The organism is Kitasatospora sp. NPDC091276, assembly GCF_040684355.1.
In the GTDB taxonomy this organism is placed as follows: Bacteria; Actinomycetota; Actinomycetes; order Streptomycetales; family Streptomycetaceae; genus Kitasatospora.
Map to the genome: position 1 here is coordinate 172701 of NZ_JBFBFU010000006.1, position 26133 is coordinate 198833.

Genomic DNA, 26133 nt, shown 5'->3' on the forward strand with positions numbered 1-26133 from the left:
GTCACGCCCTGTCCGCGACGCGCTCGCCGAGCAGGCCCTGGGGCCGGACGAGGAGCACGAGGATGAGGAGTACGAAGGCCCAGACGTCCTTCCAGGCGCCGCCTCCGAAGAGGTGCATGCCGGGGAGGTGCTGGATGTAGCCGGTGGCGAGGCTTTCGGCGAGGCCGAGGGCGATGCCACCGAGCATGGCTCCGTAGATGTTGCCGATGCCGCCGAGGACGGCGGCGGTGAAGGCCTTGAGGCCGAGGATGAAGCCCATGCGGAAGTCGACCTGGCCGCTGCGCAGTCCGTAGGCGACGGCGGCGACGGCGGCGAACGCGGCGCCGATGGCGAAGGCCATGACGATGATGCGGTCGGTGTCGATGCCCATGAGCTTGGCGGTGTCGGGGTCCTGGCTGGTGGCCTGCATGGCGCGGCCGGAGCGGGTGCGGGTGACGAACCAGCCGAGGGCGAGCATGCACAGCGGGGCGGCGATGAGCAGGAAGAGGTCGCTGCGCTGGATGGTGACGGAGCCGAGGCTGAAGGGGTCGCCGGGGATCTTGGGGAAGACCCGGGCCTTCTTGGCGTCGGGGTAGAAGGAGAAGACGAGTTGCTGGAGGAAGATGGACAGCCCGATCGCGGTGATGAGGGGGGCGAGTCGGGGGGCGTTGCGCAGGGGCCGGTAGGCGAAGCGCTCGGCGGCGACGGCGGTGAGGGTGGAGACCAGGATGCCGGCGATCAGCATGAGCGGCAGGGCCAGCCACAGGGTGGTGCCGCCGGGGAGGGCGAGGTAGGCGGTCAGGGCGCCGAAGCCGCCGACCATGACGATCTCGCCGTGGGCGAAGTTGATGAGCTGGACGATGCCGTAGACCATCGTGTAGCCGATCGCGACGAGTCCGTAGAGGGCGCCGAGGATCAGGCCGTTGGCCAGCTGCTGCGGTAGGTCGTGCACCGCTGGGCCTCCGTAGTGCGTTCGGGGTTGTCCGCGTGGGTGGTGGATGTGGGGGCGCGCGGGGGCACTCGTGGCGCCCCCGCGCGCTGTGCTGCTGGAAGGTGGTGCGGGCCGGCTCAGCGGTTGAGGTTCAGCCGTCGAGGGCTGAGCCGCTGGAGGCCCAGCTGTCGGGGGCTCAGCCGTTGAAGGCCCAGCCGCTGGAGGTTCAGCCGTTGAAGGTTCAGCCGTTGAAGGTGCCGGTCTTCTCCACGGTCCACTTGCCGTCCTTGACGGTGTAGACGGTGAGTTGCTTGTTGGTGGTGTCGCCGAACTCGTCGAAGGAGACCTTGCCGGTGACGCCGTCGAAGGAGACCTTCTGGACGGCGTCGACGACGGCGGCGCGCGGGTTGGCGGGCAGCTTGCCGTTGTTGGCGGCGGCGACGGCCTTGACGGCCTGGATGATGGCCCAGCCGCTGTCGTAGGAGTAGCCGCCGTAGGTCTCGTAGGGGTCCTTGTAGCCGGCGGCCTTGTAGTCGGCGATGAACTTGGCGGCGGTGGGGAGTTGCTCGACGGCGCCGCCGACGGCGGTGGCGTAGTCGCCGGCGCTCTTGGGGTTGAGCTTGATGAAGTCGGCGCTCTGCATGCCGTCGCCGCCCATCAGCGGGATGTTGACGCCGGCGTCCTTGAGCTGGAGGGAGAGCGGGCCGGCGGCGGGGTACTCGCCGCCGTAGTAGACGGCTTCGGCGCCGGAGGTCTTGACCTTGGTGACGATGGCGGAGAAGTCGCGGTCGTCGGGGTTGACGTGCTCCTCGCCGACGATGTTGCCGCCCTGCTTGGTGAATTCGGCCTTGAAGGTGGCGGCGAGGCCGGCGCCGTAGGTCTTCTGGTCGTCGATGAGGAAGACCTTGGACTTCTTGGCGTCCTTGGCGAGGAACTGGGCGGCGAAGGGGCCCTGGACGGCGTCGGTGGTGGCGGTGCGGAAGTAGGTCTTGAAGGGGCGCTTCTTCTCGCCGGTGACCCACTTCTCGCCCTGGCTGAGGGCGACGCCGGTGTTGGCGGGGGAGATCTCGACGAGGTTGGCGTCGTTGAAGATCTGCTGCATCGACTGGGCGACGCTGGAGTTGAGCGGGCCGACGACGCCGAGGACGCTGTTGTCGGCGACGAGCTGGGTGGCGTTCTGCTGGCCGGGGCCGGGCTTGGCGGTGTCGTCCAGGGCCTTGACCTGGAACTTGACGCCGGGGACCTCGTTCTGCTCGTTGGCCTTCTTGACCGCGAGGTCGACGGAGTTGCGGATGCCGATGCCGATGGCGGAGAGGTCGCCGGTGAGCGGGGCGTCGATGCCGATGGTGACGGTGGTGGCGGAGCCGCTGTTGCCGCTGCCTCCGTCGGCGGACTTCTTGTCGTCGCGGGAGCCGCACGCGCTGAGGCTCAGGGCGCCGATCACGGCAATGCTCACGACAATTGCGGAACGGTGACGCACGAGGGTCCCCTTCGGTTCGGGAGGCGCCGCGCCTGAGTTGGCGGGAGCCGGGATGCGCGGAGGGCCGGGCCCAATCCGTTGGCGCGGTGACTGGCCGTGACTCTAGATGCCTCTGGGCGACTCGGGCAGTGGTGTGGCGAGGCTGTGATTCTCTTGTTATGAGCACACAGAGCAGTTGTCTCAGCATGTGGTCGTTTTGGCGCGACCGATCCGCCGATGTAGGGCGTTTAGGGGCTGTTGGGGCGATGTAAGGGCCAGAAATGGGGGTTGCAGCTGGCCTGGTCGATAGTCGGACACCTGTGTCCGATTCACTTGTTCCGGTCATGCCCGTCCGGATTTCGGACAGCGAGGGCATGGCGAAGGAACTCCGGGCCGCCTGCGAGCCTCGGAGCGGGCCATTGCTCGGATTTCCTACTTGTTACGTAGCGTTACCTGCGCGGATTCCGGGCATGCTGCCGCGTCGGCCGCGCCCGGACATGCCGCCGCCCCCTTGTCCAGACCAACGCCTGCCCAGGGTGGCGGAAGGTCAAACAAGGGGGCGGTGAAGGGATTTGATGATCCGTCGGCACCGGGAAGGGTCCCGGCGCGGGGTCAGAGGTCGCGCAGCATGCAGGTCAGCCGGCAGCTGGTGACCCGCTTGCCGGTGTCGTCGGTGATCGCGATCTCGTACGTGGCGGCGGTGCGGCCCTTGAACACCGCCGTCGCCACCCCGGTGACCAGCCCGGAGGTGGCCGAGCGGTGGTGGGTGGCGTTGAGGTCCACCCCGACCGCGTACCGGCCGGGGCCCGCGTGCAGCATCGCGCCGATCGAGCCCAGCGTCTCGGCCAGCGCCGCCGACGCGCCGCCGTGCAGCAGCCCGTACGGCTGCTGGTTGCCCTCCACCGGCATGGTGCCGACCACCCGGTCGCCGGAGGCCTCGACGATCCGGATGCCGAGCTTCTCGCCGAGGGCGCCGCCGGAGAAGGTCTGCGGGTCGACGCCGAGCTTGGCGAAGTGGTCCAGCACGTCCTGCGGGACCTTCAGGACGGGGGCCGCGTCGGGGGCCGCGTCGGTCATGGGGAACTCCTGCCGCTCGGGGATCGTCATCGTGCTGCCTGTGATCGTACGACCGTCCTACTCGGCGGTAGCGGCCGTGTCCGGGGTCGGGGCGTGTCCGGGGCCGGGGCGTGTCAACGGACGCCCCGGGCACGGCGGCCCCCGGCGCGCCCCCGCCGCCCGCGCCCGACGGGCACGGCGCCCGATCGGCACGGCGCCCCTTTTGTCGGTGCCGGGCCATAGGATCGGTGGCCGGTAGTGGAATCGGCAGGAACGGGACGTTGACGTGGCTACGCAGAGTACGGACAAGGGCGCGACGGGTGGCGGCGGGGCCGGCCCGCGGCCCCGGCTGATGCTGCTCGACGGGCACTCGATGGCCTACCGGGCCTTCTACGCCCTGCCCGTGGAGAACTTCAACACCTCCACCGGCCAGCCCACCAACGCGGTCTACGGCTTCGCCTCGATGCTCGCCAACACCGTCCGGGACGAGCAGCCCACCCACCTCGCCGTCGCCTTCGACCTCTCCCGGCAGACCTTCCGCTCCGTCGAGTTCCCCGACTACAAGGCCAACCGCGCCAAGACGCCGGACGAGTTCCGCAGCCAGATCGGCCTGATCGGCGAACTGCTCGACGCGATGAACGTCCCCCGGCTGACGGCCGAGGGCTTCGAGGCCGACGACATCATCGCCACCCTGGCCACCGCCGCCGAGGCGGCCGGCTACGACGTCGACATCGTCACCGGCGACCGCGACTCCCTCCAACTGGTCACCGACCACATCACCGTGCTCTACCCGACCAAGGGCGTCTCCGAGCTCACCCGCTACACCCCGGAGAAGGTCGCCGAGAAGTACGGCGTCACCCCGCGCCAGTACCCGGACCTCGCCGCCCTGCGCGGCGACCCGTCCGACAACCTGCCCGGCATCCCCGGCGTCGGCGAGAAGACCGCCGCCAAGTGGGTCAACCAGTTCGGCTCCTTCGACGAACTCGTCTCCCGCGCCGACGAGGTGAAGGGCAAGATCGGCGAGAAGCTGCGCGAACACCTCGACTCGGTCAAGCGCAACCGCGTCCTCACCGAGCTCGTCCGCGACGTCGAACTCCCGCTCGGCGTCGGCGACCTGGCCCGCGCGCCGTTCGACAAGGCCGCCGTCGGCACGCTGATGGAGTCGCTGGAGTTCCGCAACGCCAACTTCCGCGACCGCGTCCACGGCATCGACCCGGCCGGCGGCGAGGAGGAGGCCGTGGCCGAACTCGCCCCCGGCGTCGAGGTCGACGGCGAACTCCTCACCGACCCGGGCACGCTGGCCGGCTGGCTGCGCGAGCACGCCGCCGACACCAAGGCCCCGGTCGCCCTCGCCGCCGTCTACCAGTGGGCGCTCGGCACCGGCGAGGTCACCGAAGTCGCCCTGGCCGCAGGGGAGTCCGCCGCCTGGTTCGACCCGGCGCAGCTCGCCGAGGAGGACGAGCGGGCCTTCGCCGCCTGGCTCGCCGACCCGGCCGCCCCCAAGGCCCTGCACATCGCCAAGCAGGTCATGCGGGCCTTCGCCGAGCGCGGCTGGGCCATCGAGGGCGTCGTCGCCGACACCGCCCTCGCCGCCTACCTGGAGAAGCCCGGCCGCCGCACCTTCACCCTGGAGGTGCTCGCCGAGGAGTACCTGGCCCGCTCGCTCACCCCCGCCCCCGCCACCGAGGACGGCCAACTCGCCTTCGACGCCCCGGAGGAGGACCCGGCGGCCGGCGCCCAGGCACTCATGCTCCAGGCCCGCGCCGTCCTCGACCTCGCCGCGCTCTTCGACACCCGCCTCGCCGAGGTCGGCGCCACCGGGCTGCTGCGCGACATGGAGCTGCCGATCGCCGCCCTGCTGGCCCGGATGGAGCGCACCGGCATCGCCGCCGACCGCCCCTGGCTCACCAGCCTGGAGGCGCAGTTCGCCACCGAGATCCAGCGCGTGGTCGAGGAGGCGCACGCCGCCGCCGGGCGCGAGTTCAACCTCGGCTCGCCCAAGCAGCTCCAGGAGATCCTCTTCGGCGAGCTCGCCCTCCCCAAGACCAAGAAGATCAAGACCGGCTACACCACCGACGCCGACGCGCTCACCTGGCTCGCCACCCAGACCGACAACGAACTGCCGGTCATCCTGCTGCGCCACCGCGACCAGGCCAAGCTGCGCACCACCGTCGAGGGCCTGCTCAAGACGGTCTCGCCCAAGGGCCGCATCCACACCACCTTCAACCAGATGGTCGCCGCCACCGGCCGGCTCTCCTCGCAGGACCCGAACCTGCAGAACATCCCCGTCCGCACCGAGGAGGGCCGCGCCATCCGCCGCGCCTTCGTCGTCGGCGAGGGCTACGAGTCGCTGCTCACCGCCGACTACTCGCAGATCGAACTGCGCATCATGGCCCACCTCTCCGAGGACGAGGCCCTGTTGGAGGCCTTCGCCACCGGCGAGGACCTGCACACCACCGTCGCCTCCCAGGTCTTCGAGGTCCCGGGCGCCGCGGTGGACGCCGAGATGCGCCGCAAGATCAAGGCGATGTCCTACGGCCTCGCCTACGGGCTGTCCGCGTACGGGCTCTCGCAGCAGCTCGGCATCAAGCCCGGCGAGGCCCAGGGCCTGATGGACACCTACTTCGAGCGCTTCGGCGGCGTCCGCGACTACCTGCGCCGGGTCGTCGACGAGGCCCGCGCCACCGGCTACACCGAGACGCTGCTCGGCCGCCGCCGCTACCTGCCGGACCTCAACAGCGACAACCGCCAGCGCCGCGAGATGGCGGAGCGGATGGCCCTCAACGCCCCGATCCAGGGCTCGGCCGCCGACATCGTCAAGATCGCCATGCTGCGGGTGGACGAGGCGCTGCGCGCCGCCGGCCTCACCTCCCGGATGCTGCTCCAGGTGCACGACGAAATCGTGCTGGAGCTGACGCCGGGCGAGCGCGAGCAGGTCGAGGCGATCGTCCGCGAGCAGATGGCCGGCGCCTACCCGCTGCGCGCCCCGCTGGACGTCTCGGTGGGCGTCGGCGCCAACTGGGAGGCCGCCGCGCACTGATCCGGCGGCGCGGTTCTCGGCGGGCTCGGACACGGCTGGTGTCCGAGCCCGCTGCCAGGTTTCCGCGGGCCGTCGCGCAGCGGGGGATGGCAAAGAGCCCCTTGGCTGTCCAGAATGATCCGATGGCCACGCTTGAGACTCCGCGTCTGATCCTGCGCCGCTGGCGCGAGGAGGACGTTGCGCCCATGGCTGCCGTCAATGCCGACCCCGAGGTGATGCGGTGGATCCGGGACGGCAGCGTCCGTGACGAGCAGCAGACCCGCGGCGGGATCCAGGCGTGGGAGAGCGAGTGGGATGCGCAGGGCTTTGGCCTGTTCGCGGTGGAGATCCGCTCCACTGGCGAGCTGGCCGGGTTCACCGGTCTCTCGGTCCCCGGCTTCCTGCCGGAGGTACTGCCGGCGGTCGAGGTCGGCTGGCGGTTGGGGCGCTCCCACTGGGGGCAGGGCTTGGCCACCGAGGCCGCTGCGGCCGCTGTGCGGTTCGCGTTCGAGGAGCGAGGGCTGGAGCGGATCGTCAGCATCACTCAGGTGGGCAACGACGCCTCCGAACGGATCATGACCAAACTGGGGATGCAGCTGACCCGTGAGACCGTCAGTCCCGCCGGCGGTCGGCGAGTGCGGGTGTTCGCGTTGTCGTCGGACCAGTACGCCGCAACAACCACTCGGCACTGAGCTCGGCCATCCGATCGGCGGTCCCGCCGGTGCCTCGGAGTCAACTGCTCACCGTCTCTCCTGCGTCGGCTACCCCGCCGCGTGCGCTGCGCGCGCTGCGTCGGCTGCGTCCGCTACGTCGGCTACGTCGGCTACGTCCGCGCGGTGCAGGAACGCCTCGACGAGGCGGTCGGTGAAGGCCTGGTCCACGGGTTCCGCCGTCACCAGGACGCGGTGGTAGAGCGGCCCCACGAGTTGGTCGATCTCCGCCGCCATGTCGAGTCCTGCGGCGAGCTGGCCGCGTTCCACCGCGCGTTCCAGCGGGAGCCGGTCGCGTCGGCGCTGTTCGTCGAGGTACCCGGACCGCAGGGCGGCGGCGAACGCGGGATCGTGCTGGGCGTGCCCGATGAGGGCCTTGAAGACGGCGCCCGCGTCGGACCGGGTGAGGAACAGGGCCAGTTGGCGCAGGTGGGCGCGCAGGTCCGGGGCCAGGTCGCCGTGGTCCGGCGGGGTCAGGGCTTCGGCCGCGTCCTGGAGGAAGGCGTCCAGGAGGATGTCGGTCTTGGTCTTCCACCAGCGGTAGACGGTCTGCTTGGCGACGCCCGCCCGGGCGGCGATGCCCTCGATGGTGACGCCGGTGAAGCCCTTCTCGACCAGGAGGTCGTCGGCGGCCTCCAGCACTGCCTGCCGGGCCTGTTCGCTGCGGCCGTGCCGGTTGCCGTGGTGGCGTGCCGCCGGTTGTGACCCGGCCGCCGCGGCGGCCGTACTTCCTCGTTCCATGTCTGCCTCCTGGGGCCAGGGTAGGCCAGAACCGCTAGACGCAACGCAACGGTGCGTCTAGTCTAGGCCCATGACACCCACCAACACCCTCGAAGACCCCCGCGTCGCCACCGCCCTCGACCGGATGTTCCGGCACGCCGAGCAGGACGAGGCGACCAGCAGGCGGATCCGGGCGGCGTGGCCCCAGGGCGCCGCGCCCCTCGGCCCGCAGGAGCAGGCCGACGCCAACGCCGAGGTGTACATGCCGATTTCCGCCCAGGGTGGCCGCCTCCTCTACAACCTGATCCGGGCCGTCCGCCCCGCCACCGTCGTCGAGTTCGGCACGTCCTTCGGCATCTCCACGCTCCATCTCGCCGCCGCGGTGCGCGACAACGGGACGGGGCGGGTGATCAGTACGGAACTGAGCGCCGCCAAGGCCGCGGCCGCCCGCCGGACGTTCGCCGAGACGGGGCTGGACGACCTGATCACCGTCCTCGAAGGAGACGCCCGCGACACCCTCGCCGCAGTCGACGGCTCCGCGGACTTCGTCCTCCTCGACGGCTGGAAGGACCTGTGCCTGCCCGTCCTGCGACTCCTCGAACCACGCCTCGCGCCCGGCACCCTCGTCGTCGCCGACGACGTCGACCTGGAGGCCCTCGCGCCCTACCTCGACTACGTCCGCGACCCCCGCAACGGCTACCAGAGCGTCACGTTCCCCGTGGAGGACGGAATGGAGATCAGCTGCCGCCTGTAGACCCGTGTGGCGTCGTGATCAGGTGCGGGTACCGCCTTCTTCGTGGGGGTAGTCCGGTACGACACTGGTCGTGACGCGTGGGCAACTCGCGAATGCCCAGGGAAAAAGGACGCGCGCCACTGCGTCCGGTCAGGCGATCATTGCTGCCATGACGGATGCAACCGGACCGGAGCCGCTGGGCGTGTGCCTCGTGGCCAATGTCGCCCAGGAGACCGGTCACGGCGAAGGCGGGTCGGAGATCCGCAAGGGGCTGAGGCACTTCGCGCCGGGGGCGAAGGTATGGATCGCGCCGCTGGCCTGGGGTGACGGCGGTGACTGTGTCATCGTGGCCGGACGCCACCGGGGCAACAGCCGTCGCTACGTGCGGATCGTGATCAAGAGTCGGTTCCTGGTGAACTTCCGGGTCCATGCCGTCTACAGCCCGGCGCTGGTGCGCGCGTTGACGGAGGCGGAACCCGGCGAGGAGAAGGATTTCGGGGCCCGCCTCCTGTGGGACCAGGAGCAGGCGGAGAGCTGGGCGCGATCCCGGAACGCGCCGAAGACGCGCTGAGGCCGGGCTGGGGCCGGGCTGAGTACGGGTTGAGGGCGGGTTGAGGGCGGCCTGAGGGCGGGGAAGCCGGCGCGCCGGTGGGGCGGCGCGCCGGGAACACCTCCGGGTCAGCCCGCGAGGTGCTCCAGGAGCAGCGGCACGATCCGCTCGGCGTCGGCCTCCGGCAGCCAGTGGGTGGCGCCCTCCAGCGCAACGAACCGGTACGGGGCGCTGACGTGCTTGGCCGTCAGGTCGGCTGCCTCGCGGCCCAGGGCGCGGTCCTCGGTACCCCAGACGAAGAGCGTGCGGACGGTGATCTCGCCGGCCGGCACCCGGAGTTCCTCGTTGATCGCCCGGTACCAGTTGAGCCCGGCCGTCAGCACGCCCGGCTCGGTCAGCCGTCGGACGTTGGACTCGGCCTGGTCCGTCGGCAGCGCGCCCCGGTAGATCGCGCGCAGCCTGGCCGCGTCGTCGGCCAGCATGGCCTGTTCGGCCACGTGCCCCGGCAGGCGGAACTCCCTGATGTACTGAGAGCGTTGGCGCTGGTCGCTGTCGTTGTTCAGGGCCTCGTAGAGCGCCTCGGGGTGCGGGGTGGAGAGCACGGTCAGGCTGTGCAGCCGCTCCGGGTGGGTGGAGGCCAGCGCCCAGGCGACGAGGCCGCCCCAGTCGTGGGCGACCAGGTGGAAGCGCGGCGCGTCCAGGGCGTCGGCGAAGCCCAGCGCGTCCGCGACCAGCAGCTCGACGGAGTAGTCCGCGATGTCCGCGGGGCGGGCGTCGGGGGAGTAGCCGCGCTGGTCCACCGCCACCGCGCGGTAGCCGGCCGCGGCCAGCGCGGTCAGCTCGGCGCTCCAGCAGTCGGCGAACTCGGGGAACCCGTGCAGCAGCAGGACGAGTTCCCCGTCGGCGGGCCCGGCGGCCAGCGCGTCGAAGGTGTGCCGGCCGACGGTCAGGCGGAGGGCAGTGGGCTGGGGTGTCGACATGGGTCAGCTCCTGGTGGCGGTCCGTCAAGAGGACGATCAGATCACAGGGCTGACCAGGCGGGTGCGGCGGGACGACGCGGCGGGCGGTGCGGTGGCCGACGCCGGCGCTCGCCCTTGGCGTGAGGGCCCAGTCGGAGGAAGTCGGCGGGGCCGACTTCCTGCGCCCGGCCCGGCGCTGTGGCCGAGCCTGGCGCCCCGGTCGAGCCGGTCGCTTCGGCCGCTGTGCCCCGCCAGGCCGCCCTCGCAGCCGGTCCGGTGGTTGCGTCGCGCCGTGCGTCGTCGTCGCGTCCGACAGCTGGCGCACCGTCGCGGTCGCGGAAGGCGGCGGCGAAGAAGCCGGCAGCCGAGGCGGGCCCGGCCGACTGGAAGACCGCCGCGGCCGCCCGCTTCCCGGCCGGCCGGCCCGCTCGCGGTGGTGGATGTCGCGCCGTCCGGCCGGGCCCTGGTCGCCTACCTCGCCGACGGCACCCTCGCCCCGGCCGCGCCGTCCGGCCGCACCCTCGCGGATGTCGTGGGGTGGGCGCTGGAGACCAGGCTTGGCTCTCCGCGGCTGCACCAGCATGGCAAGGACGGCGACGCCCTGGTCATCATCTCTGACGCCGACCTGGCGGAGCTCGGCCTGCCGCCGATGGGCCGGGACGAGAAGAAGGAGTTCGTCCAGTGCTTGGGCCAGCTGCCGAAGGGTCACAAGGCCGTCAAGGCGCTGGAGAGGGCTGGCTGGCTGCTCACCCAGCGCGGCCTGGGCCCGTGGGCCAGGGTCTATCGCACCCCCGAGGACGGCAAGCGGGTCTGTGTGCAGTTGTGCATCCCGGCCTGGGGTGCCCTGGCCTCCGGCGGCTGGCAGATCCCCGACGACCCCCCCCGCCCCGGACCTGGACCGCCTTTTCGGCACCTACGCCACCCGCGCCCTCACCCCCCCCCACGGCTCCACCGCCGTCTCAGGCCTGGAGATCGTCACCGCACTGCGCCCGCCGACCCGCGCGGTGCGCACCGAGGCTGGCTGGACGTCCGGCCCGGTGGAGGGCTCCCGGCCCAAGGCCGCGTTCGATCCCTGGATGGACGTCGAGCTGTAGAACCACCTCCCCGGCGGCCCCGTGTCGCCGGAATTGTGACTGAGCACTCCGGTTGGCAAGTTCGCGGTTGATGTGGTGGGTTGAGCGTTCGGCGTTCTTCCTGGTCAAGCAGGTTTGCGAGGCTTCAAAGGTCGTTCCCTTCGCGAACGGCTCTGAGTATCGTCGCTGGTCAGCGCTTTACTCGGCGCGCCAAGTGAAGCGCTCAGTCACGAGTTTCCGTCCGCGCCGGCGTCGGCGGTGATCCGCTATGTGTGGGACCCGGGAGGCGCCGAAGACACGCCACGCTCACATTGTCCGCCCATTGCCGCCGCATTAACCGGACTGATATATTCGGAACTCTAAATTCCCTCTTCGTCTGAATTGGATGACCGTGTCGGATTTATCGTGATTCCGCACTCAAGGCAGGCTCAAATGGTGCGAATTTCCCTTGTCCTTGGCTTTTTTTAGGGTAAGTATCAGGTGTGTCCGGAAGATGCGGACACGGAAATACGCCGAACTCGGAGGGAAAGGAATGCGTAAGGGTATTTCTCAAATGGTAGGCGCTGTCGTCGGGGCGGGGGCGCTGCTTGCGCTGGCGGCTCCGCAGGCGCTGGCGGCTCCGGCATCTGGCCCCAGGCCGGTCCCGGCGTCGGAGACGACGGTGCAGCTTCCGGCTGGGGCGGTGCCGGAGCACTGGACGATCGACCGCAAGGCGCCGGCCGTGAAGCTCCCGATGCCGGAATCGGGTCGGGTCACCGCGTCCCAGGGGGTGCAGGGGTCGCTCGCGGACTCGCCGTGGCTCCAGTCCCGCAACTCGGTGTTCCAGGGGCAGACCTGCGGGACGGACAGGGTGGACATGGTCACCGGTTGGGGACCGATGACCCTGTCGCTGTCCCAGAGCCGTGCGGTGTCCAGCCAGTGGTCGTCGAGCGTGTCGATCGCGGCGTGGAAGGTGTCCGGGACTGTCGGGTTCAGCGTCACGGACACCGCCACCAACACCGAGACCGGCTCGTACGCCGTTCCGGATGGCAAGTTCGGCACGTTGGAGGCTTATCCGCTGTTTGACCACTTCACCTTCGACGTCTACGACACCTCGGTCGGCAACCGCTACGTCGGCGGCGGCGATGCCTTCCACCCGGTAGGCTTCTGCTACAACCACTGGGCCAACTAAGGGACTTCGGCACATGCGGCGATCCAGCGGGCTCGCGGGCGCGGCACTTCTCCTCATAGCAGGCCTCACCGCCGCATGCACCGACGGCGGTACTGTGCCTCAAGGTGGTGATGGGCCGTGGGCCCTGAACGGGCTCGCCGCCGCGCCCATCGGCGCACCCGTCCAGGGCAGTATCGATGCCCCGCCCTCGAAGGGCGCCGCGAAGATCCTGGGGGTCGCAGCGCTCTCGGGTACCGATGTGGTCCTCTCCGTGAGGGATGGAACGTGCCAGGTGGCACTCCTGCCGGACTCGTTGACCGAGCCGACCACCACGGCTCCGACATCGCTCGGTTCGCCCCGGCCGGCTGGCCGCACGGGTTCCTCGGACTCCCATCAGGAATTCCCTGGGAATGTTCTTGAAGGGAAATACACCCTGGCGTCGTCCCAGATTCAGCCCTTCACCTTCGCGACCGTCGGCTGCTCTGAAAAAGCAATGACGGTCAAAATTGAAGGGGCTGGAGAGTCGGCCCAGGTGAAAAAGAAGTCAGGCGATTCGCTGTGGTTCTGGCAGGAGGGCCAAAGCGTGGTGTTGGCCGTGGGTTTTCCCGAGGCCATCCACCGGCCGGCCTCGGAACGCAGCACCTCCTGAAGGAGCACGGTATCTTCTAGCAGGCAGTTGAGGGCGCCCTCAACTGCCTGCGGCCGTAGCAGGCCCACACGCTGCGTCGTCGCCGCGGGCGGTCCGACTGGCGCCGCGCTGCCAGCCTCGACGTCGATCTGACGGGGCGACATTCCCACGACCATCTCGCCCCCGCGTGATCACGCAGAAGATGCCCGGCTCCTTCGCCCAGCGCTTGTACGAGGCCCGCGACGCCGGCGCCCCCCAGGCCCAGCAGGAAGCGATCCTCGCCGAAGCGCTGCGGGACCACTACTTCAAGGACGGCGGCCGCCGGGGCGCGGCCTCGACGTCGAGCTCAACGACGTTGCCTGGATGGACGTCGAGCTGTAGAGGCCACCGCAGCCCGTGCCGCGTTTATGGTCGGGCATCAGAACGGTTTGGCAGGGTGCGCCAGCAGTGCAAGCACGAACCTCAAGAGCATGTGAACTGCTGCCGGGTCGCCAGAATCGTCCGGGCCGGGATCGAGCGTTACGAAACTACTTGCTATGAGGGGAGTGCCCAGAACTCGCAACGACCTGCGGAATCGGGAAAGTTGACAGTTAGTCCCGGACTTCGCACATAACGAGTTCGGAGATGTGGTGATGCGACCGGTATCCCGGTTGGCGTGTCGGTCGTTGAGCCTGGCGTGCCGATATCTCGTTCACGTCGCTCGCGGGTCCACCGTCCACTCTTCGCCGTGGAGATCGCTCCCGTGGTGGAGAGGCGTCTGGGCGCTCTGCCCGCCTCTGCCGAGTTTCTGCGCCGGCTGGACGTGGCCGGGATCGTCGACGAGCTGTGCCCGATCCGTGAGGTCGCGCATCTCACGCATGGCCAGGTGATCGAGGTGCTGGTCGCCAACCGGCTGTCCGCCCCGGCGCCACTGGTCCGTGTGGGCGTCTGGGCCCGGGAATGGGCGGTGGAAGAGGTCTTCGGCGCCGAGCCGGACCTGCTGGGCGACGACCGGCTCGCCCGCGCCCTGGACGCGATCGCCCCGCACCTCGACCAACTGGTCGGCACCGTCGGCGCTCAGGCCAACGCCGAGTTCGGTATCGACGTGTCTCGGATTCACTGGGACATGACCGTGCGCCACGAGGCGCTGAGTAACCGAGCGGGGATGGAAGGGCCCCGCCGCCCGGCTGTCGCAGAAGTCGGGTAGAAGCCGAGGGCAGTCTGACCCGGGAGACGCCGGGGAGGGCGGGAAGCAGCCCCGACAACGACGTGACGCATCGGCACTGCCTGTGCCTACGGGTGGGTTTCGCGGGCGGCTTGGGCTTGGGTGCGGGCGTGGGTGAGGGCGGGTTTGAGGCGGGGGTCGGGGGAGGGGCGGGCTGTGAGGAGTTCGCCGGCGGTGGTGAGGGTGGTCCAGTAGTGGGTGGGGTCGCCGGTGGTGGGGTGGGGTTGGGTGGCGGTGAGGGAGAGGTAGGCGGTGGTGAGGTTGCCGGTGGTGAACCAGCGGGTGAGGCCGTGTTGGTGGCCGGCGCGGATGCTGCCGTGGGCGTCGATGGCGGTGAGGAAGAGTTCGATGACGGCGAGGTCGCGGTCGTCGGGGGTCTTGGGGATGTCGAAGACGCCGAGGGCTTCGAGGAGTTCGCCGGTGTCGTTCTCTGTGCCGGGGCGGGGGTTGGCGAGGAGGGCGTCGTAGCAGTCGTCGAGGCGGCGTTGGGTTTCGGCGGCGGGGATGCCGAGGGCGGTGCAGACGGCGCGGGCTGAGCGCAGGGGCTCGCGGGTGCGGCGGGCGAGGGTGGCGTAGGTGTCGGCGGGGGTGGAGCCGGTGTCGAACAGGTGGCGGGCGGTGAGGGGGAGTCGCATGGTGGGTGCCTGTTCAGACGGTGAGGAGGGTGGACGTGGGGGAGGGTGCGGGGGCGATGAGGGCCCAGACGAACTTGCCGACGCCGCCGGCGCGGGGGCAGCAGCCCCATTTCTCGGCGAGTTCGTTGATGAGGAGGACGCCGCGTCCGTGTTCGTCGTCGGGGGTGGGGGTGTGGAGGGAGGGGCGGCCGGTGCCGGCGTCGTGGACTTCGAGGCGTAGGCGGTCGCCGGTGAGGGCGAAGTGGACCTCGATGAGGCGGTCGGTGGGGGCGTCGGTGTGCTGGACGGCGTTGGCGAAGAGTTCGCCGAGGAGGAGTTCGGCGGTGTCGGTGTAGCGGTCGCCGGTGGGGAGGGCGGCGAGGTAGGCGCGGAGCAACTGCCGGGCGACGGGGGTGGATTCCGTGCGGGAGTCCAGGCGCGCGGCGAACGTTCGGGGGCGGGGCGCGGTACGGATTTTGAGCATGGCGGGGCACCTCAGGGGGCGGATGGGGGCGTGCGAAGGTAGTGCGCAATCACGCTTTGCATTCGAATGATCGCGTTCTGGTGTCAATCATCGAGGTTCCAGAGGTACGGTGATGGCCGAAATCGGGTGCCATGGGCACGTGGTGCGTGAGGGGGCCGGCTGTGGCACATCGGCGGTTCAAGCGGGAGCTGACGGCGAGTTCGGCGGAGCTGTTCGGCGAGGAGCTGCGGTTCTACCGGGAGCTGGCCAGCTACACCCAGGAGGAGCTGGGCAAGCTGCTGCACTGCAGCCGGACGAACATCACCCGGTACGAGACCGGTCAGCGCCGCATGCCGCCGGAGCTGGTGGAGAAGGCCGACGAACTGCTCAACACGGGCGGTGCGTTGAGGCGGATCTGGGGGAGGGTGGACTGGAACGCCGGGATTGAACATCCGGACTGGTTTCAGAGTCACGTCGACATGGAATCCGAGGCCGTGGCTGCGAGGATCTTTCAGCTGGCCGTCGTGCATGGCCTCCTGCAGTGTCGCGAATACGCCGAATCAGTCCTGGCGGTCAGCGATGCGGCTGGGAAGCCCAAAGTGATCGAAGAGCGAGCGGCGGCTCGATTGGCGAGGCAGCGGCGGTTCCTGGAGTTGGATGGGCCGACTCTGCTGGTGATTCTGGACGAGAGCGCCATCCGAACTGTTGTCGGCGGGCCAAAGGTGATGAGGCGGCAGATGCAGCACCTGCTGGACGTTTCGAGACTTCCGAACGTGATCGTCCAGGTTGTGCCATTCACGCGTCGACCGGCCAATGCTGACAAGTCCATGGTGATGCTGGAGATGCCCGACGGCCGCACCTGCGTCTACTCCGAGAGCCTCGATCGCGGGCACTCCAGCGATGATCCGGCGATCGTTGTGCGGCATCGGTGGAGCTATGATCTGCTCCACGAGGCGGCACTGCCAGTAGCCGACTCGCTCGCGCTGATCGCCGACGCGCTGGAAGGGTTCAGAGATGACGAGGAACGAGCTCGACTCGACAGTCTGGCGCAAGAGCAGCTACAGCGGAAGCAACGGCGGAGACTGCATCGAGGTGGCCCCCGGATTCCCCGGCCTCGTCCCCGTGCGTGACTCCAAGGACCCGCACGGGCCGGTGCTCGTCTTCCCGGCCTCGGCCTGGACGTCCTTCCTCTCCTTCGTCCAGGCCGGTGACTTCCCGGAGCGGTGACCCGCTGCTGCCGGGGGCGCGTCGCCTTCCGCGTGCGCCTTCCGTAGCCTGAAACGCGCCTTCTGACCAGGCGAAACGCGGATCGGTCCCTACGCTGGGTGTCGGCCCGCCAGCCCCGTCGAAGGACCGCGTATGCGCCGCTCCCGTCTCATGCTGTCCCTGGCCCTGTCCGCCGTGACTGCCTCCGCCCTCGTCGCCGCCGACGCCGCGCCGGACGGGCCGGTCCCGTCGGTCAGCCTGCCGGTGCTCCGCGACCCGCAGGCCCAGCAGAAGCTCCACCGCATGACGGACCCGGTGCAGGACTGGGTGGAGTCCGGCGACCCGGCGGCGGACGGCTACGCCGGGACCGTGATCGACGCGTCGAACCAGCACGCCGACGTCTACTGGAAGGGCGAGGCCCCGGCCGAGGTCCGGGCGCTGCTCGACGCGAACGCCGGCCCCGGCTACACCGTCGACGTCCACCAAAGCCCTTACTCCCGTGCGGAGATGCGCGCCGCGATCGACCGGTTCACCGCCGCTGTGGCGCCCGAGGCGTGGACGTCGATCGGCCCGCAGGAGGACGGCACCGCCATCGCGATCACGTACGTGCCGACGAAGGCGACCCGGCCGACCGGCGGCGCCACGACCGAGCAGGCGTACTCCCGGACGGCCGCCGAGATCGCCGGGATGCCGGTGACGGCCACCGTCGAGGGCATCCCGGCAGCGCTGTCCGGCAGCCGGCACTCCGACAGCGCGCCGTACTACGCGGGCGCCGAGGTCAACACCGGCAAGGCCTCGTTCTGCTCGACCGCGTTCAGCGGTTGGAAGGACAGGACGAAGGTGCTGCTGACCGCCGCACACTGCGGCGCCGGCCGGTACTACAACGGCACCAACGGCTACATCGGCGACCTGTACGCGATCGGCGACGGTTTGGACGTCGGCATGATCGCGATCAACGGCGGCGGCGCCGGCCGGTTCTACGACGGCGCCTGGTCGGACAGCGGCGGTTCGTCGCGACGCACGTACGGGATCGGACGCAACAACGTGGGGGACCTCGTCTGCCTCAGCGGCGCCCAGTCGGGGTGGAAGTGCGACGTGGAGGTCAAGAAGGTCGATGTCGAGACGACGAACGACGAGGGGACGAAGATCAAGCCGGTGGACATCGCGGAGTCGAAGGGTGGTGACCGACGGGCGATCGGCGCGAAGGGTGACAGCGGCGGCCCCGCACTCGCCAACCCGTCCGGCGCGAACGGCGACATGGAGGCTCGCGGCGTGATCGTGGCCGGAAGGTCGGAGGTCGGTTGCCCGGCTGGATCGACGGCTCACTCGACGACCTGCTACGCGCAGGTGCTCTACGTGCCGATGACGCCGGTGGTGAACCAGATGGGCTTCTCGATCTCCTGACGGCAGCGCGAGCCGGGAATCCCGACCCCGCCGAGGAGGAGTGTCAGTTCCGCGGGTTGAGGCGGCGGGTGGGCTCCGCTGTCGACGGGTCCTCGGGCCAGGGGTGGCGGGGGTAGCGGCCTCTCAGCTCTGCGCGGACGGCGCGGTAGCCGTTCTGCCAGAAGCTCTCCAGGTCGCCGGTGACGGCGGCGGGGCGGCCGGCGGGGGAGAGCAGGTGAATGGTCAGCGGGACGCGGCCGGCGGCCAGGGCAGGGGTCTTGGTCCAGCCGAAGAGTTCCTGCAACTTGACGGCCAGCACCGGGCGTTCGGTGCTGTAGTCGACGCGTATCTTCGAGCCGGACGGCACGGTGATGCGTTCGGGGGCCAGCTCGTCCAGGCGGCCTGCCTCGCCGGTGGACCAGGGCAGCAGGCGTTGCAGGGCGGCGGTCGTATCGATGCGGGCGAGGTCGGCGCGGCGACGGGCGCGGGAGAGTTCGGGCTCCAGCCATTCGTCGGCGCGTTCCAGCAGCGCGGCGTCGGAGACGTCCGGCCAGGGGTCGCCCATGGCGGTGTGGAGGAAGGCGAGGCGTTCGCGCAGGCCGGAGGGGAACGTCAGCAGGGTGCTGATGCCCTCGCGGGCCAGGCCTTCGAGGATGGCGGTGCGGACGAGGGCCCGGTCGGGGCGGCTGAGCGGCTTCTCGGCGAGTTCGATCGCGCCCAGCGACTCGACCCGGCGGGAGACGACCTCGTCGCGGCGGGTGTCCCAGTGGACCTCCTCGCGGGATTCGAGCAGCGAGGCACCGGCAAGCCGGGCGGTGTCCTCGTCCAGTGCCGCAGCGTGCAGGATGCGGGCGGAAGGGGAGCCGGCCGGGCGGTCGGCGACTGCGATGGCGAGCCATGGCAGTGCGCCGAGCGCGGTGCCGGGCGCGAGTTCGGCCGCCGTCCCGGAGGCCATCAGGTACGGGCTTCGCTCGCCGGGGGCGGGGCGTTCGACCCGGGCGCGGGCGATGCGTTCGGGGAAGGCGAGGGCGACGACGAGGCCGGCGGCGGTCGTGTCGGGCAGCTGAGTGGCGGGTTCGGAGCCGGTGGCGCGCAGCAGGCGGCGGACTTCCTCGCGCCAGCGGCCGGCGTAGGGGTCGTTGGCGGAGCGGACCGCCCGCCAGACCGCGCCGAGGTCGTCGCCGAGGGCGCGCGGCGGTTCCTCGGAGAGCAGGGCGACCACCTCGGCCGCTCGACGGGCGCCGACGGCAGGGGCGCCGTCGACGAGCGCGCGCCCCAGCCGGGGGTGCAGCCCGGTGCGGGCGAGGCGCACGCCGCGCGGGGTGGCCCGGCCGTCGGCATCGACGGCGCCGAGGGCCTGGAGGGTCTGCCGGGCGGCGGCCATCGCCCCGGCGGGCGGGGCGTCGGGCAGGGCGAGGCCGGTGGCGTCCGGGTCGCCCCAGCAGGCGGCCTGGAGAGCGAACGCGGTGAGGTCGGCGAGGGCGATTTCCGCTGTGGGGAAGCGGGCGGCGAGGGCGTCCTCGGCCTCGTTCCAGCAGCGGTACACGGTGCCGGGGGCCTCGCGGCCCGCACGGCCGGCGCGCTGGCGGGCGGCGGCGAGCGAGGCGCGGACGGTGACCAGGCCGGCCAGGCCGCGGGCGTGGTCGGTGCGCGGTTCGCGGGCGAGCCCGGCGTCGACCACGATCCGCACGCCGGGCACGGTGAGCGAGGACTCGGCGACGGCGGTGGCGAGCACGACGCGGCGGCCGTCCGAGGGGGTGAGGGCGGCGTCCTGGACGGCCTGCGGGGCGCGGCCGTGGAGTTGTAGTACGTCCGCCGCCACGGTGGACAACTGCCCGGCGACACGGCTGATCTCGCCGACGCCGGGCAGGAAGCAGAGCACGTCGCCCGCCTGCTCGGCGAGCGCCCGCCGGACGGTGGCGGCGACGTGGTCGAGCAGCGCCGGGTCGACCCGGGTGCCGTGGGCGGGCCGGACGGCGCGCGGCGGCGGTGCCCACACCGTCTCGACCGGGTGGGAGACCCCGTGCGCCTCCACCACCGGCGCGCCGCCGAGGAGTTCGGCCCAGGCCGCGGTGTCGGAGGTGGCCGAGGCGCAGACCAGCCGCAGTTCGGGCCGCAGTGCCGCCCGGACGTCGAGGAGGAACGCGAGCGCGGTGTCGGCGTCCAGGTGCCGTTCGTGGCACTCGTCCAGGACGACCACGTCCACTCCGGGCAACTCCTGGTCGCGCTGGAGCCGTTGCAGCAGCACCCCGGTGGTGACCACCTCGACCACCGTCTCCGGGCCGACGCGACGGTCCCCGCGCACGGTGTAGCCGACCCGCCCGCCGACCGCCTCGCCCAGCAGCCAGGCCATCCGCCGGGCGGCGGCCCGGACGGCGAGCCGGCGCGGTTCGGCGACCAGCACGCGAAGCGTCGGACGCCCGGGATCGAGCAGACCGGCGAGCGCGAGCGGCACCAGGGTCGTCTTGCCGGTGCCGGGCGGGGCGGCGAGGACGGCGGTGCCCGGCCCGTCCAGCGCGTCGTGCAGTGCGGGCAGGGCGCTGCGGACGGGCAGTTCGCGCCAGGCGGGGTTCGGCGAGGCGGGGTTCGGCGAGGCGGGGTCGGGCAAGGCGGGGTTCGGCAAGGCGTCAGCCCCGCTCGGCGACGAAGATCGCGGTGCCGGGGATCAGCCGCCCGCGCAGCGGGGACCAGCCGCCCCACTCCTGCTCCAGGCCGACCGGCCACTCGGGCTCGACCAGGTCGGTCAACCGGAAGCCGGCGCCGACGAGTTCGCGGACCCGGTCGCCGATGGTGCGGTGGTGCTCGACGTAGCTGGCACGGCCGTGCTCGTCCTCCTCGACGTAGGGGGTGCGGTCGAAGTAGGAGGAGGCGGCGGTGAGGCCCTCGACGCCGGGCTCGTCGGGGAAGGCCCAGCGGATCGGGTGGGTGACGGAGAACACCCAGCGGCCGCCGGGGCGCAGCACCCGGTGCACCTCGCGCATCAGGGCGGCGGTGTCGGCGCTGAACGGGACGGCGCCGTAGGCGGAGCAGGCGAGGTCGAAGGAGGCGTCGGCGAAGGGCAGGACGGCGGCGTCGGCCTGGACGACGGCGACGGGGGTGGCGCCGCGGCCGAGGTCGATCCGGCGGGAGTGCTGGAGTTGGCGGTGGGAGATGTCCAGGGCGACGGGGCGGGCGCCGCGGCCGGCCAGCCAGCGCGAGCACTGGGCGGCGCCGGCGCCGATCTCCAGCACGTCCTTGTCCGCGACCTCGCCGAGGAGGTGGGCGTCGGCCTCGTCGAGGCCTTCGGGGCACCAGGTGAAGCGGTCGTCGCCGAGGAACTCCCCGTGCTCGTCCTGGTACTCGTCGGCGTTGCGGTCCCACCAGTGCCGGCTGGCCCGGCTGCTCTCCCCGGTGCCGGCCGCGCGCCGTACCGCGTCGTCGCCGTCGCCGTCAAGATCATGCAGGTCGGACTGGGGGGTGGTGGCCACGGTGATAATGCCCATCGCGTAGGGTGTGGAGTGCGGAAGCGCCGCTGCCGAGACCGGGCCCGTCAAGGACCCGATCCTGGTGGTGGCATCCGGGGAAGGGCCCCCTTCGGGCGCCACCGCAAGGTGCGCAATCGGAGGATATGGCCTGATCCATACCGGGCTCCACCGTCTTGCCGCTCTTGGCGTTGACCGTGCCTGGCCGTCCCCGTATGCTACAAGTTGCGCTGCGGGCCTGCGCGCCTCAGACGGAGCAGGTCGCGCTCGCATCTGTCGAAGACCCCACGGTCGCAAGACGGACGCCGGATTTCTCGCTGTGCGGGAATGCCGGTGCGCCGTGTTCTTGGCTGTCCGGCTTTCGGTGGGAGCGATACGGGCCCCCCGCGTGGCATTACCTACGACTTTCATGTCCGTACCGGAGCCCTTTTCCTAATGACGAGCCCCACCGACTCCTCCCTCAGCACCACCCCGCAGGTCGCGGTCAACGACATCGGCGACGCCGAGGCGTTCCTCGCCGCCATCGACGAGACCATCAAGTACTTCAACGATGGCGACATCGTCGAGGGCGTCATCGTGAAGGTCGACCGTGACGAGGTCCTCCTCGACATCGGTTACAAGACCGAGGGCGTCATCCCGTCCCGCGAGCTCTCGATCAAGCACGACGTCGACCCGCACGAGGTCGTCGCCGTCGGTGACAACATCGAGGCCCTGGTTCTCCAGAAGGAGGACAAGGAGGGTCGTCTCATCCTGTCCAAGAAGCGCGCTCAGTACGAGCGTGCCTGGGGCACGATCGAGAAGATCAAGGAAGAGGACGGCATCGTCACCGGTACCGTCATCGAGGTCGTCAAGGGTGGTCTCATCCTCGACATCGGCCTCCGTGGCTTCCTGCCGGCCTCGCTCGTCGAGATGCGCCGCGTCCGCGACCTCCAGCCCTACGTGGGCAAGGAGCTCGAGGCCAAGATCATCGAGCTGGACAAGAACCGCAACAACGTGGTCCTGTCCCGCCGTGCCTGGCTGGAGCAGACCCAGAGCGAGGTCCGCCAGACCTTCCTCACCACCCTGCAGAAGGGCCAGGTGCGCTCCGGCGTCGTCTCCTCGATCGTCAACTTCGGTGCCTTCGTGGACCTGGGTGGCGTCGACGGCCTGGTGCACGTCTCCGAGCTGTCCTGGAAGCACATCGACCACCCGTCCGAGGTTGTCGAGGTCGGCCAGGAGGTCACCGTCGAGGTTCTCGACGTTGACATGGACCGCGAGCGCGTCTCCCTGTCGCTGAAGGCGACCCAGGAGGACCCGTGGCAGCAGTTCGCCCGTACCCACCAGATCGGCCAGGTCGTTCCGGGTAAGGTCACCAAGCTGGTTCCGTTCGGTGCGTTCGTCCGCGTGGACGAGGGCATCGAGGGTCTGGTCCACATCTCCGAGCTGGCCGAGCGCCACGTGGAGATCCCGGAGCAGGTCGTCCAGGTCGGCGACGAGATCTTCGTCAAGGTCATCGACATCGACCTCGAGCGTCGCCGCATCAGCCTGTCGCTCAAGCAGGCCAACGAGGCGCTGGGTGCCAACCCGGCCGAGGTCGAGTTCGACCCGACCCTGTACGGCATGGCCGCCTCGTACGACGACCAGGGCAACTACATCTACCCGGAGGGCTTCGACCCCGAGGCGAACGACTGGCTGGCCGGCTTCGAGAAGCAGCGTGAGGAGTGGGAGCGCCAGTACGCCGAGGCGCAGTCCCGCTTCGAGCAGCACCAGGCCCAGGTCATCAAGAGCCGTGAGGCCGACGCCGAGGCCGCTGCCGAGGGTGGCGACGCCGTCGCCGCCGCTGCCGGTGGCTCCTACTCGTCCAGCAGCGACGAGGGCTCCGGCGCTCTCGCCTCGGACGAGGCCCTGGCGGCCCTGCGCGAGAAGCTGGCGGGCGGCCAGAGCTGAAGCTCTGACCCGCTGCCAGTACCTGGCGCATAGCTGAACGGTGGGCCCCACCCGGAGAGATCCGGGTGGGGCCCATTTCGTTTTCCGCCTTTGGCCGGGGCCTTTTGCTTCACGTTCTTTCGTTTTTCGCCTTCACTTATTTGTGGTTTATGTGAAGGAATTTTGTGAGATGTGGCTCATTGTCCGCCTATAGGTCGAACATCGGGTTGCACCTACATTGAGGGGAGCTGCCCGAAAGGCCTCCTTGATGCGCAACGCTCCCACCGCTGCCGGCGACCCCGCGGTCCCCGGGCGGCTCGCCGCCCTCGGCCGGTTCTGCTTCCGCCACCGCCGCTGGGTGCTCGGCCTCTGGGCCGTCGTCCTGGTCGTGGGCGTGCTGATCGGCGGCCGGGTCTTCGAAGGAACGGTGGCCGGCGCCTCCTCCGCCACCGCCGAAGCCGACCGGGGCAACGCGGTGGTCGCCGCGACCGACCCGGCCCGCGGCACCGTCACCGCCGTCGTGGACGGGAAGCCGGTCGACGACCCGGCCGTACGGGCCGCCGTCACCAAGGCCACCGCCGACCTCGCCGCCCTCCCCGGCGTCTCCTCCGCGCTCGACGCCTACGGCACCGGCCCGGCGCCCGCCGCACTGCGCTCCGCCGACGGCACCGCGAGCCTGGTCACCGTACGGATGGCCGACACCAGCAGCTCCGCCCAGGCCGACGCCGTCACCCAGCGCCTCGCCGCGCTGAACGGCGAGGCCGGCGCCCACGTCACGGTCGGCGGGGACCTGGTGCTCCAGGACGAGGTCAAGAAGCAGACCGAACAGGACACCCGCTTCGGCGAGATGGTGACGCTGCCGCTCACCCTGATCGTCATGGTGCTGGTCTTCGGCGGCCTCGCCGCGGCCAGCCTGCCGGTGATCGGCGCGGTCGCCTCGGTGGGTGGCGCGCTGCTGGCCATGTTCGGTTTCAGCCGGATCATGGACATCGACACCAGCGTGCTGCCGATCGCCACCGTGCTCGGGCTCGGGCTCTCGATCGACTACGCGCTGCTCATGGTGAACCGCTTCCGGGAGGAACGCGGGCACGGCGCGGGCATCGCCGCCGCCGTCGAACGCACCGCCGCGACCGCCGGGCGCACCGTCGCCTTCTCCGGCCTCACCGTCGCCGTCGCGCTCTCCGGCCTGTTCGTGTTCACCAGCCCGGTGCTCGGCGCGGTCGCCGCCGCCGGGGTGAGCGTGGTGGTGATCGCGGTCGCCGCCGCGCTGACCCTGATCCCCGCGCTGCTCGGCTTCGCCGGCTCCCGGATCAAGGCGCCCGCCGCGCCCGTCCCCGACGAGGGCTTCTTCAGCCGGACCGTCCGCCGGGTCGGCAAGCGGGCGGTGCCGGTCGCGCTCGCCTGCGTCGCCCTGCTGATGGCCGCCGGCGCGCCCTTCCTGCACGCCGACATGCGCAACTCCGGCGCCGCCGTGCTGCCCGCCTCCTCGGCCGGGCGGCAGGTCGCCGACGCCGTCGACCAGCGCTTCCCGCAGGCCGCGGCCGCGCCGATCACCGTCGTCGTCGAGGGCGGCGCGCCCGTCGCCCAGGCGTACGCGGACGACGTCGTCGCCGAGCTGCCCGGGGTCGCCGGGGTGCGGGCGGTGACCCCGGTGAGCGACTCGGTGTCCACCGTCGACGTGCTCGTCCACGGCGACCCGCAGGGCCACCAGGCCAAACAGGTCGTCCAGGAACTGCGGGCCGACCGCGGCGGGCTGAAGACCTACGTCACCGGCGGCGCGGCCTCGGTCGTCGACTTCGAGGACGAGCTGATGTCGCGGGGCCCCTGGGCGCTCGGGCTGGTCGCGGTCGGCACGCTGGTGCTGCTCTTCCTGATGACCGGCTCGGTGGTGATGCCGGTCAAGGCGCTGCTGATGAACCTGCTGTCGCTGGGCGCCTCGCTCGGCGCGCTCACCCTGGTGTTCCAGGACGGGTACTTCAGCGGGCTGCTCGGCTTCAGCCCCACCGGCGGGCTGGAGACCTTCATCCCGGTGCTGGTCTTCGCCTTCGCGTTCGGGCTGTCCATGGACTACGAGGTGTTCCTGCTCGCCCGGATCAAGGAACTGCGGGACAAGGGACACGGCTGCACCCGGGCGGTGGAGCTCGGGGTCCAGCGCAGTGGCCGGATCATCACCTCGGCGGCGCTGTTGATGGTGATCGTGTTCGCCGGGTTCGCCCTCGGGGACATGCTCATGGTCAAGCAGATGGGCATCGCGCTGGCCGTCGCCGTCGCGGTGGACGCCACCCTGGTGCGCTGCCTGCTGGTGCCCGCCGCGATGAGCCTGTTCGGCGAGTTCAACTGGTGGGCGCCCGCCCCGCTGCGGCGCCTGCACCGGCGCTTCGGGCTGAGCGAGCACGTCGAACTGCCGACCGTCGGCGCGACGGCCGTCCCGGCTCCGCGGCCGGAGGCCAGGGACCTGGTGGGTTCAGCGCAGTCGGCGCAGTAGGTCGACGCCCGCCCTCAGGGTCAGCCGCTCCTCCGGGGTGAGGCGGGCCTCGATGGCGGTGGCGATCCGCTGCTCCCGGCGGGCGCGCTGCTCCAGCAGGGCGGCGCGGCCCGCTCCGGTCGCGGTGACCAGCAGTTTCCGGCCGTCGGTGGGGTGGGGCTGCTGGGTGACGAGCCCGGCCTCGGTCAGCAGGGCGACGGTGCGGGCCATCGACTGGTGGCGGACGCGCTGGTGCTCGGCGAGTTCGGCGACGGTGCAGGCGCGTTCGTCGCGGACGAGGACGCCGAGGACGCCGGCCTGGTTCTGCGGCAGCTCGTCGTCCGGGCGCAGGGAGCGGACCAGGTCGCCGATGGCGGCGCGCAGCTCGGCGGCGAGTTCGAGGGTTTCGGGAGCCGGACTGTTCATGGGAGAAGCCTACCGGGAACCTCCACAGCAAAACTGTACA

At 70.9% G+C, this 26133-nt stretch carries 23 protein-coding genes; 13 read left to right on the forward strand and 10 right to left on the reverse strand.

The genetic code is table 11. The features are described 5' to 3' along the window. Nucleotide 1 precedes the first annotated feature (1 nt). The 3 genes from AB0O19_RS10015 to AB0O19_RS10025 form a co-directional block, all read right to left on the reverse strand. Nucleotides 2-931, reverse strand: a complete 930-nt coding sequence (locus AB0O19_RS10015) for a branched-chain amino acid ABC transporter permease (RefSeq protein ID WP_063347149.1) — start codon at nt 929-931, stop codon at nt 2-4. Nucleotides 932-1151: 220 nt separating this feature from the next. Then, nucleotides 1152-2390 (reverse strand): branched-chain amino acid ABC transporter substrate-binding protein, encoded by a 1239-nt coding sequence (locus AB0O19_RS10020; protein ID WP_363588910.1) that lies wholly within the window; start codon nt 2388-2390, stop codon nt 1152-1154. 591 nt (nt 2391-2981) lie between these two features. Further along, a complete protein-coding gene (locus AB0O19_RS10025; RefSeq protein WP_363368771.1) occupies nt 2982-3446 on the reverse strand; it encodes a hotdog fold thioesterase in 465 nt (154 codons plus the stop codon). Between the two features lie 331 nt (nt 3447-3777). Here AB0O19_RS10025 and polA point away from each other — a divergent pair, with 331 nt between their 5' ends. Further along, the gene (gene polA / locus AB0O19_RS10030; RefSeq protein WP_363619079.1) at nt 3778-6465 is read left to right on the forward strand and encodes a DNA polymerase I; all 2688 of its coding nucleotides are present in this window, start codon (nt 3778-3780) and stop codon (nt 6463-6465) included. 122 nt (nt 6466-6587) lie between these two features. Continuing rightward, nucleotides 6588-7136 (forward strand): GNAT family N-acetyltransferase, encoded by a 549-nt coding sequence (locus tag AB0O19_RS10035; RefSeq protein ID WP_363618947.1) that lies wholly within the window; start codon nt 6588-6590, stop codon nt 7134-7136. Nucleotides 7137-7205: 69 nt separating this feature from the next. Here AB0O19_RS10035 and AB0O19_RS10040 read toward each other — a convergent pair whose 3' ends face one another. After that, nucleotides 7206-7895 (reverse strand): TetR/AcrR family transcriptional regulator, encoded by a 690-nt coding sequence (locus AB0O19_RS10040; RefSeq protein WP_363618948.1) that lies wholly within the window; start codon nt 7893-7895, stop codon nt 7206-7208. A 70-nt stretch (nt 7896-7965) separates the two neighbouring features. On the opposite strand from AB0O19_RS10040, the gene AB0O19_RS10045 reads away from it, so the two are divergent. Continuing rightward, nucleotides 7966-8628 carry a class I SAM-dependent methyltransferase gene (locus AB0O19_RS10045; protein WP_363618949.1) on the forward strand — a complete coding sequence of 221 codons (663 nt, stop codon included), beginning with the start codon at nt 7966-7968 and terminating at the stop codon, nt 8626-8628. 148 nt (nt 8629-8776) lie between these two features. After that, a complete protein-coding gene (locus tag AB0O19_RS10050) occupies nt 8777-9178 on the forward strand; it encodes a hypothetical protein (protein WP_363618950.1) in 402 nt (133 codons plus the stop codon). 107 nt (nt 9179-9285) lie between these two features. On the opposite strand, the gene AB0O19_RS10055 is transcribed toward AB0O19_RS10050, so the two are convergent. Continuing rightward, a complete protein-coding gene (locus AB0O19_RS10055) occupies nt 9286-10137 on the reverse strand; it encodes an alpha/beta hydrolase (protein WP_363618951.1) in 852 nt (283 codons plus the stop codon). Between the two features lie 818 nt (nt 10138-10955). Between AB0O19_RS10055 and AB0O19_RS10060 the strand changes: the two genes are divergently transcribed. The 4 genes from AB0O19_RS10060 (at nt 10956) to AB0O19_RS10075 (ending at nt 14153) form a co-directional block, all read left to right on the forward strand. Further along, nucleotides 10956-11210 (forward strand): hypothetical protein, encoded by a 255-nt coding sequence (locus tag AB0O19_RS10060; RefSeq protein ID WP_363618952.1) that lies wholly within the window; start codon nt 10956-10958, stop codon nt 11208-11210. A gap of 640 nt (nt 11211-11850) precedes the next feature. Further along, complete coding sequence (locus AB0O19_RS10065) at nt 11851-12360, forward strand: hypothetical protein (protein ID WP_363618953.1); 510 nt, start codon at nt 11851-11853, stop codon at nt 12358-12360. Nucleotides 12361-12373: 13 nt separating this feature from the next. Then, nucleotides 12374-12988, forward strand: a complete 615-nt coding sequence (locus tag AB0O19_RS10070) for a hypothetical protein (protein WP_363618954.1) — start codon at nt 12374-12376, stop codon at nt 12986-12988. A 706-nt stretch (nt 12989-13694) separates the two neighbouring features. Continuing rightward, nucleotides 13695-14153, forward strand: a complete 459-nt coding sequence (locus tag AB0O19_RS10075) for a DUF4277 domain-containing protein (protein ID WP_363618955.1) — start codon at nt 13695-13697, stop codon at nt 14151-14153. An 86-nt stretch (nt 14154-14239) separates the two neighbouring features. Here AB0O19_RS10075 and AB0O19_RS10080 read toward each other — a convergent pair whose 3' ends face one another. Beyond that, complete coding sequence (locus tag AB0O19_RS10080; RefSeq protein WP_363618956.1) at nt 14240-14806, reverse strand: hypothetical protein; 567 nt, start codon at nt 14804-14806, stop codon at nt 14240-14242. A 13-nt stretch (nt 14807-14819) separates the two neighbouring features. After that, entirely contained in the window at nt 14820-15269 is a 450-nt protein-coding gene (locus AB0O19_RS10085; RefSeq protein ID WP_363618957.1) for an ATP-binding protein, read from the reverse strand. A gap of 161 nt (nt 15270-15430) precedes the next feature. On the opposite strand from AB0O19_RS10085, the gene AB0O19_RS10090 reads away from it, so the two are divergent. The 3 genes from AB0O19_RS10090 to AB0O19_RS10100 all read left to right on the forward strand — a co-directional run bounded on the left by AB0O19_RS10090 (nt 15431) and on the right by AB0O19_RS10100 (nt 17858). Continuing rightward, a complete protein-coding gene (locus AB0O19_RS10090) occupies nt 15431-16378 on the forward strand; it encodes a helix-turn-helix transcriptional regulator (RefSeq protein WP_363618958.1) in 948 nt (315 codons plus the stop codon). Next, nucleotides 16341-16475: a DUF397 domain-containing protein gene (locus AB0O19_RS10095; protein WP_363618959.1), complete on the forward strand. Its 135-nt coding sequence runs from the start codon at nt 16341-16343 to the stop codon at nt 16473-16475. Before AB0O19_RS10090 ends, AB0O19_RS10095 begins: the two co-directional genes overlap by 38 nt. A gap of 132 nt (nt 16476-16607) precedes the next feature. Beyond that, nucleotides 16608-17858, forward strand: a complete 1251-nt coding sequence (locus tag AB0O19_RS10100; RefSeq protein ID WP_363618960.1) for a hypothetical protein — start codon at nt 16608-16610, stop codon at nt 17856-17858. Between the two features lie 43 nt (nt 17859-17901). On the opposite strand, the gene hrpB is transcribed toward AB0O19_RS10100, so the two are convergent. Beyond that, the gene (gene hrpB / locus AB0O19_RS10105) at nt 17902-20391 is read right to left on the reverse strand and encodes an ATP-dependent helicase HrpB (protein ID WP_363619080.1); all 2490 of its coding nucleotides are present in this window, start codon (nt 20389-20391) and stop codon (nt 17902-17904) included. Between the two features lie 73 nt (nt 20392-20464). Continuing rightward, nucleotides 20465-21319 carry a class I SAM-dependent methyltransferase gene (locus AB0O19_RS10110; RefSeq protein ID WP_363584190.1) on the reverse strand — a complete coding sequence of 285 codons (855 nt, stop codon included), beginning with the start codon at nt 21317-21319 and terminating at the stop codon, nt 20465-20467. A 414-nt stretch (nt 21320-21733) separates the two neighbouring features. Between AB0O19_RS10110 and rpsA the strand changes: the two genes are divergently transcribed. Both rpsA and AB0O19_RS10120 read left to right on the forward strand, forming a co-directional pair. Further along, nucleotides 21734-23224, forward strand: a complete 1491-nt coding sequence (rpsA, locus tag AB0O19_RS10115; protein WP_063347134.1) for a 30S ribosomal protein S1 — start codon at nt 21734-21736, stop codon at nt 23222-23224. Between the two features lie 247 nt (nt 23225-23471). Then, nucleotides 23472-25688, forward strand: a complete 2217-nt coding sequence (locus AB0O19_RS10120; protein ID WP_363618961.1) for an MMPL family transporter — start codon at nt 23472-23474, stop codon at nt 25686-25688. Here AB0O19_RS10120 and AB0O19_RS10125 read toward each other — a convergent pair. After that, on the reverse strand, nt 25668-26093 hold the full coding sequence (locus AB0O19_RS10125; protein ID WP_363584187.1) for a MarR family transcriptional regulator: 426 nt from the start codon (nt 26091-26093) through the stop codon (nt 25668-25670). The two genes, AB0O19_RS10120 and AB0O19_RS10125, sit on opposite strands and share 21 nt — an antisense overlap. Between the last annotated feature and the right edge of the window lie 40 nt (nt 26094-26133).

Excerpts from the sequence above, each read along its gene's own strand:
- AB0O19_RS10025 (WP_363368771.1), bottom strand. The coding sequence starts at position 3,446 with ATGACCGACGCGGCCCCCGACGCGGCCCCCGTCCTGAAGGTCCCGCAG.
- polA (WP_363619079.1), top strand. The coding sequence starts at position 3,778 with ATGCTGCTCGACGGGCACTCGATGGCCTACCGGGCCTTCTACGCCCTG.
- AB0O19_RS10035 (WP_363618947.1), top strand. The coding sequence starts at position 6,588 with ATGGCCACGCTTGAGACTCCGCGTCTGATCCTGCGCCGCTGGCGCGAG.
- AB0O19_RS10040 (WP_363618948.1), bottom strand. The coding sequence starts at position 7,895 with ATGGAACGAGGAAGTACGGCCGCCGCGGCGGCCGGGTCACAACCGGCG.
- AB0O19_RS10045 (WP_363618949.1), top strand. The coding sequence starts at position 7,966 with ATGACACCCACCAACACCCTCGAAGACCCCCGCGTCGCCACCGCCCTC.
- AB0O19_RS10050 (WP_363618950.1), top strand. The coding sequence starts at position 8,777 with ATGACGGATGCAACCGGACCGGAGCCGCTGGGCGTGTGCCTCGTGGCC.
- AB0O19_RS10055 (WP_363618951.1), bottom strand. The coding sequence starts at position 10,137 with ATGTCGACACCCCAGCCCACTGCCCTCCGCCTGACCGTCGGCCGGCAC.
- AB0O19_RS10070 (WP_363618954.1), top strand. The coding sequence starts at position 12,374 with ATGCGGCGATCCAGCGGGCTCGCGGGCGCGGCACTTCTCCTCATAGCA.
- AB0O19_RS10080 (WP_363618956.1), bottom strand. The coding sequence starts at position 14,806 with ATGCGACTCCCCCTCACCGCCCGCCACCTGTTCGACACCGGCTCCACC.
- AB0O19_RS10085 (WP_363618957.1), bottom strand. The coding sequence starts at position 15,269 with ATGCTCAAAATCCGTACCGCGCCCCGCCCCCGAACGTTCGCCGCGCGC.
- AB0O19_RS10100 (WP_363618960.1), top strand. The coding sequence starts at position 16,608 with ATGCGCCGCTCCCGTCTCATGCTGTCCCTGGCCCTGTCCGCCGTGACT.
- AB0O19_RS10110 (WP_363584190.1), bottom strand. The coding sequence starts at position 21,319 with ATGGGCATTATCACCGTGGCCACCACCCCCCAGTCCGACCTGCATGAT.
- rpsA (WP_063347134.1), top strand. The coding sequence starts at position 21,734 with ATGACGAGCCCCACCGACTCCTCCCTCAGCACCACCCCGCAGGTCGCG.
- AB0O19_RS10120 (WP_363618961.1), top strand. The coding sequence starts at position 23,472 with ATGCGCAACGCTCCCACCGCTGCCGGCGACCCCGCGGTCCCCGGGCGG.
- AB0O19_RS10125 (WP_363584187.1), bottom strand. The coding sequence starts at position 26,093 with ATGAACAGTCCGGCTCCCGAAACCCTCGAACTCGCCGCCGAGCTGCGC.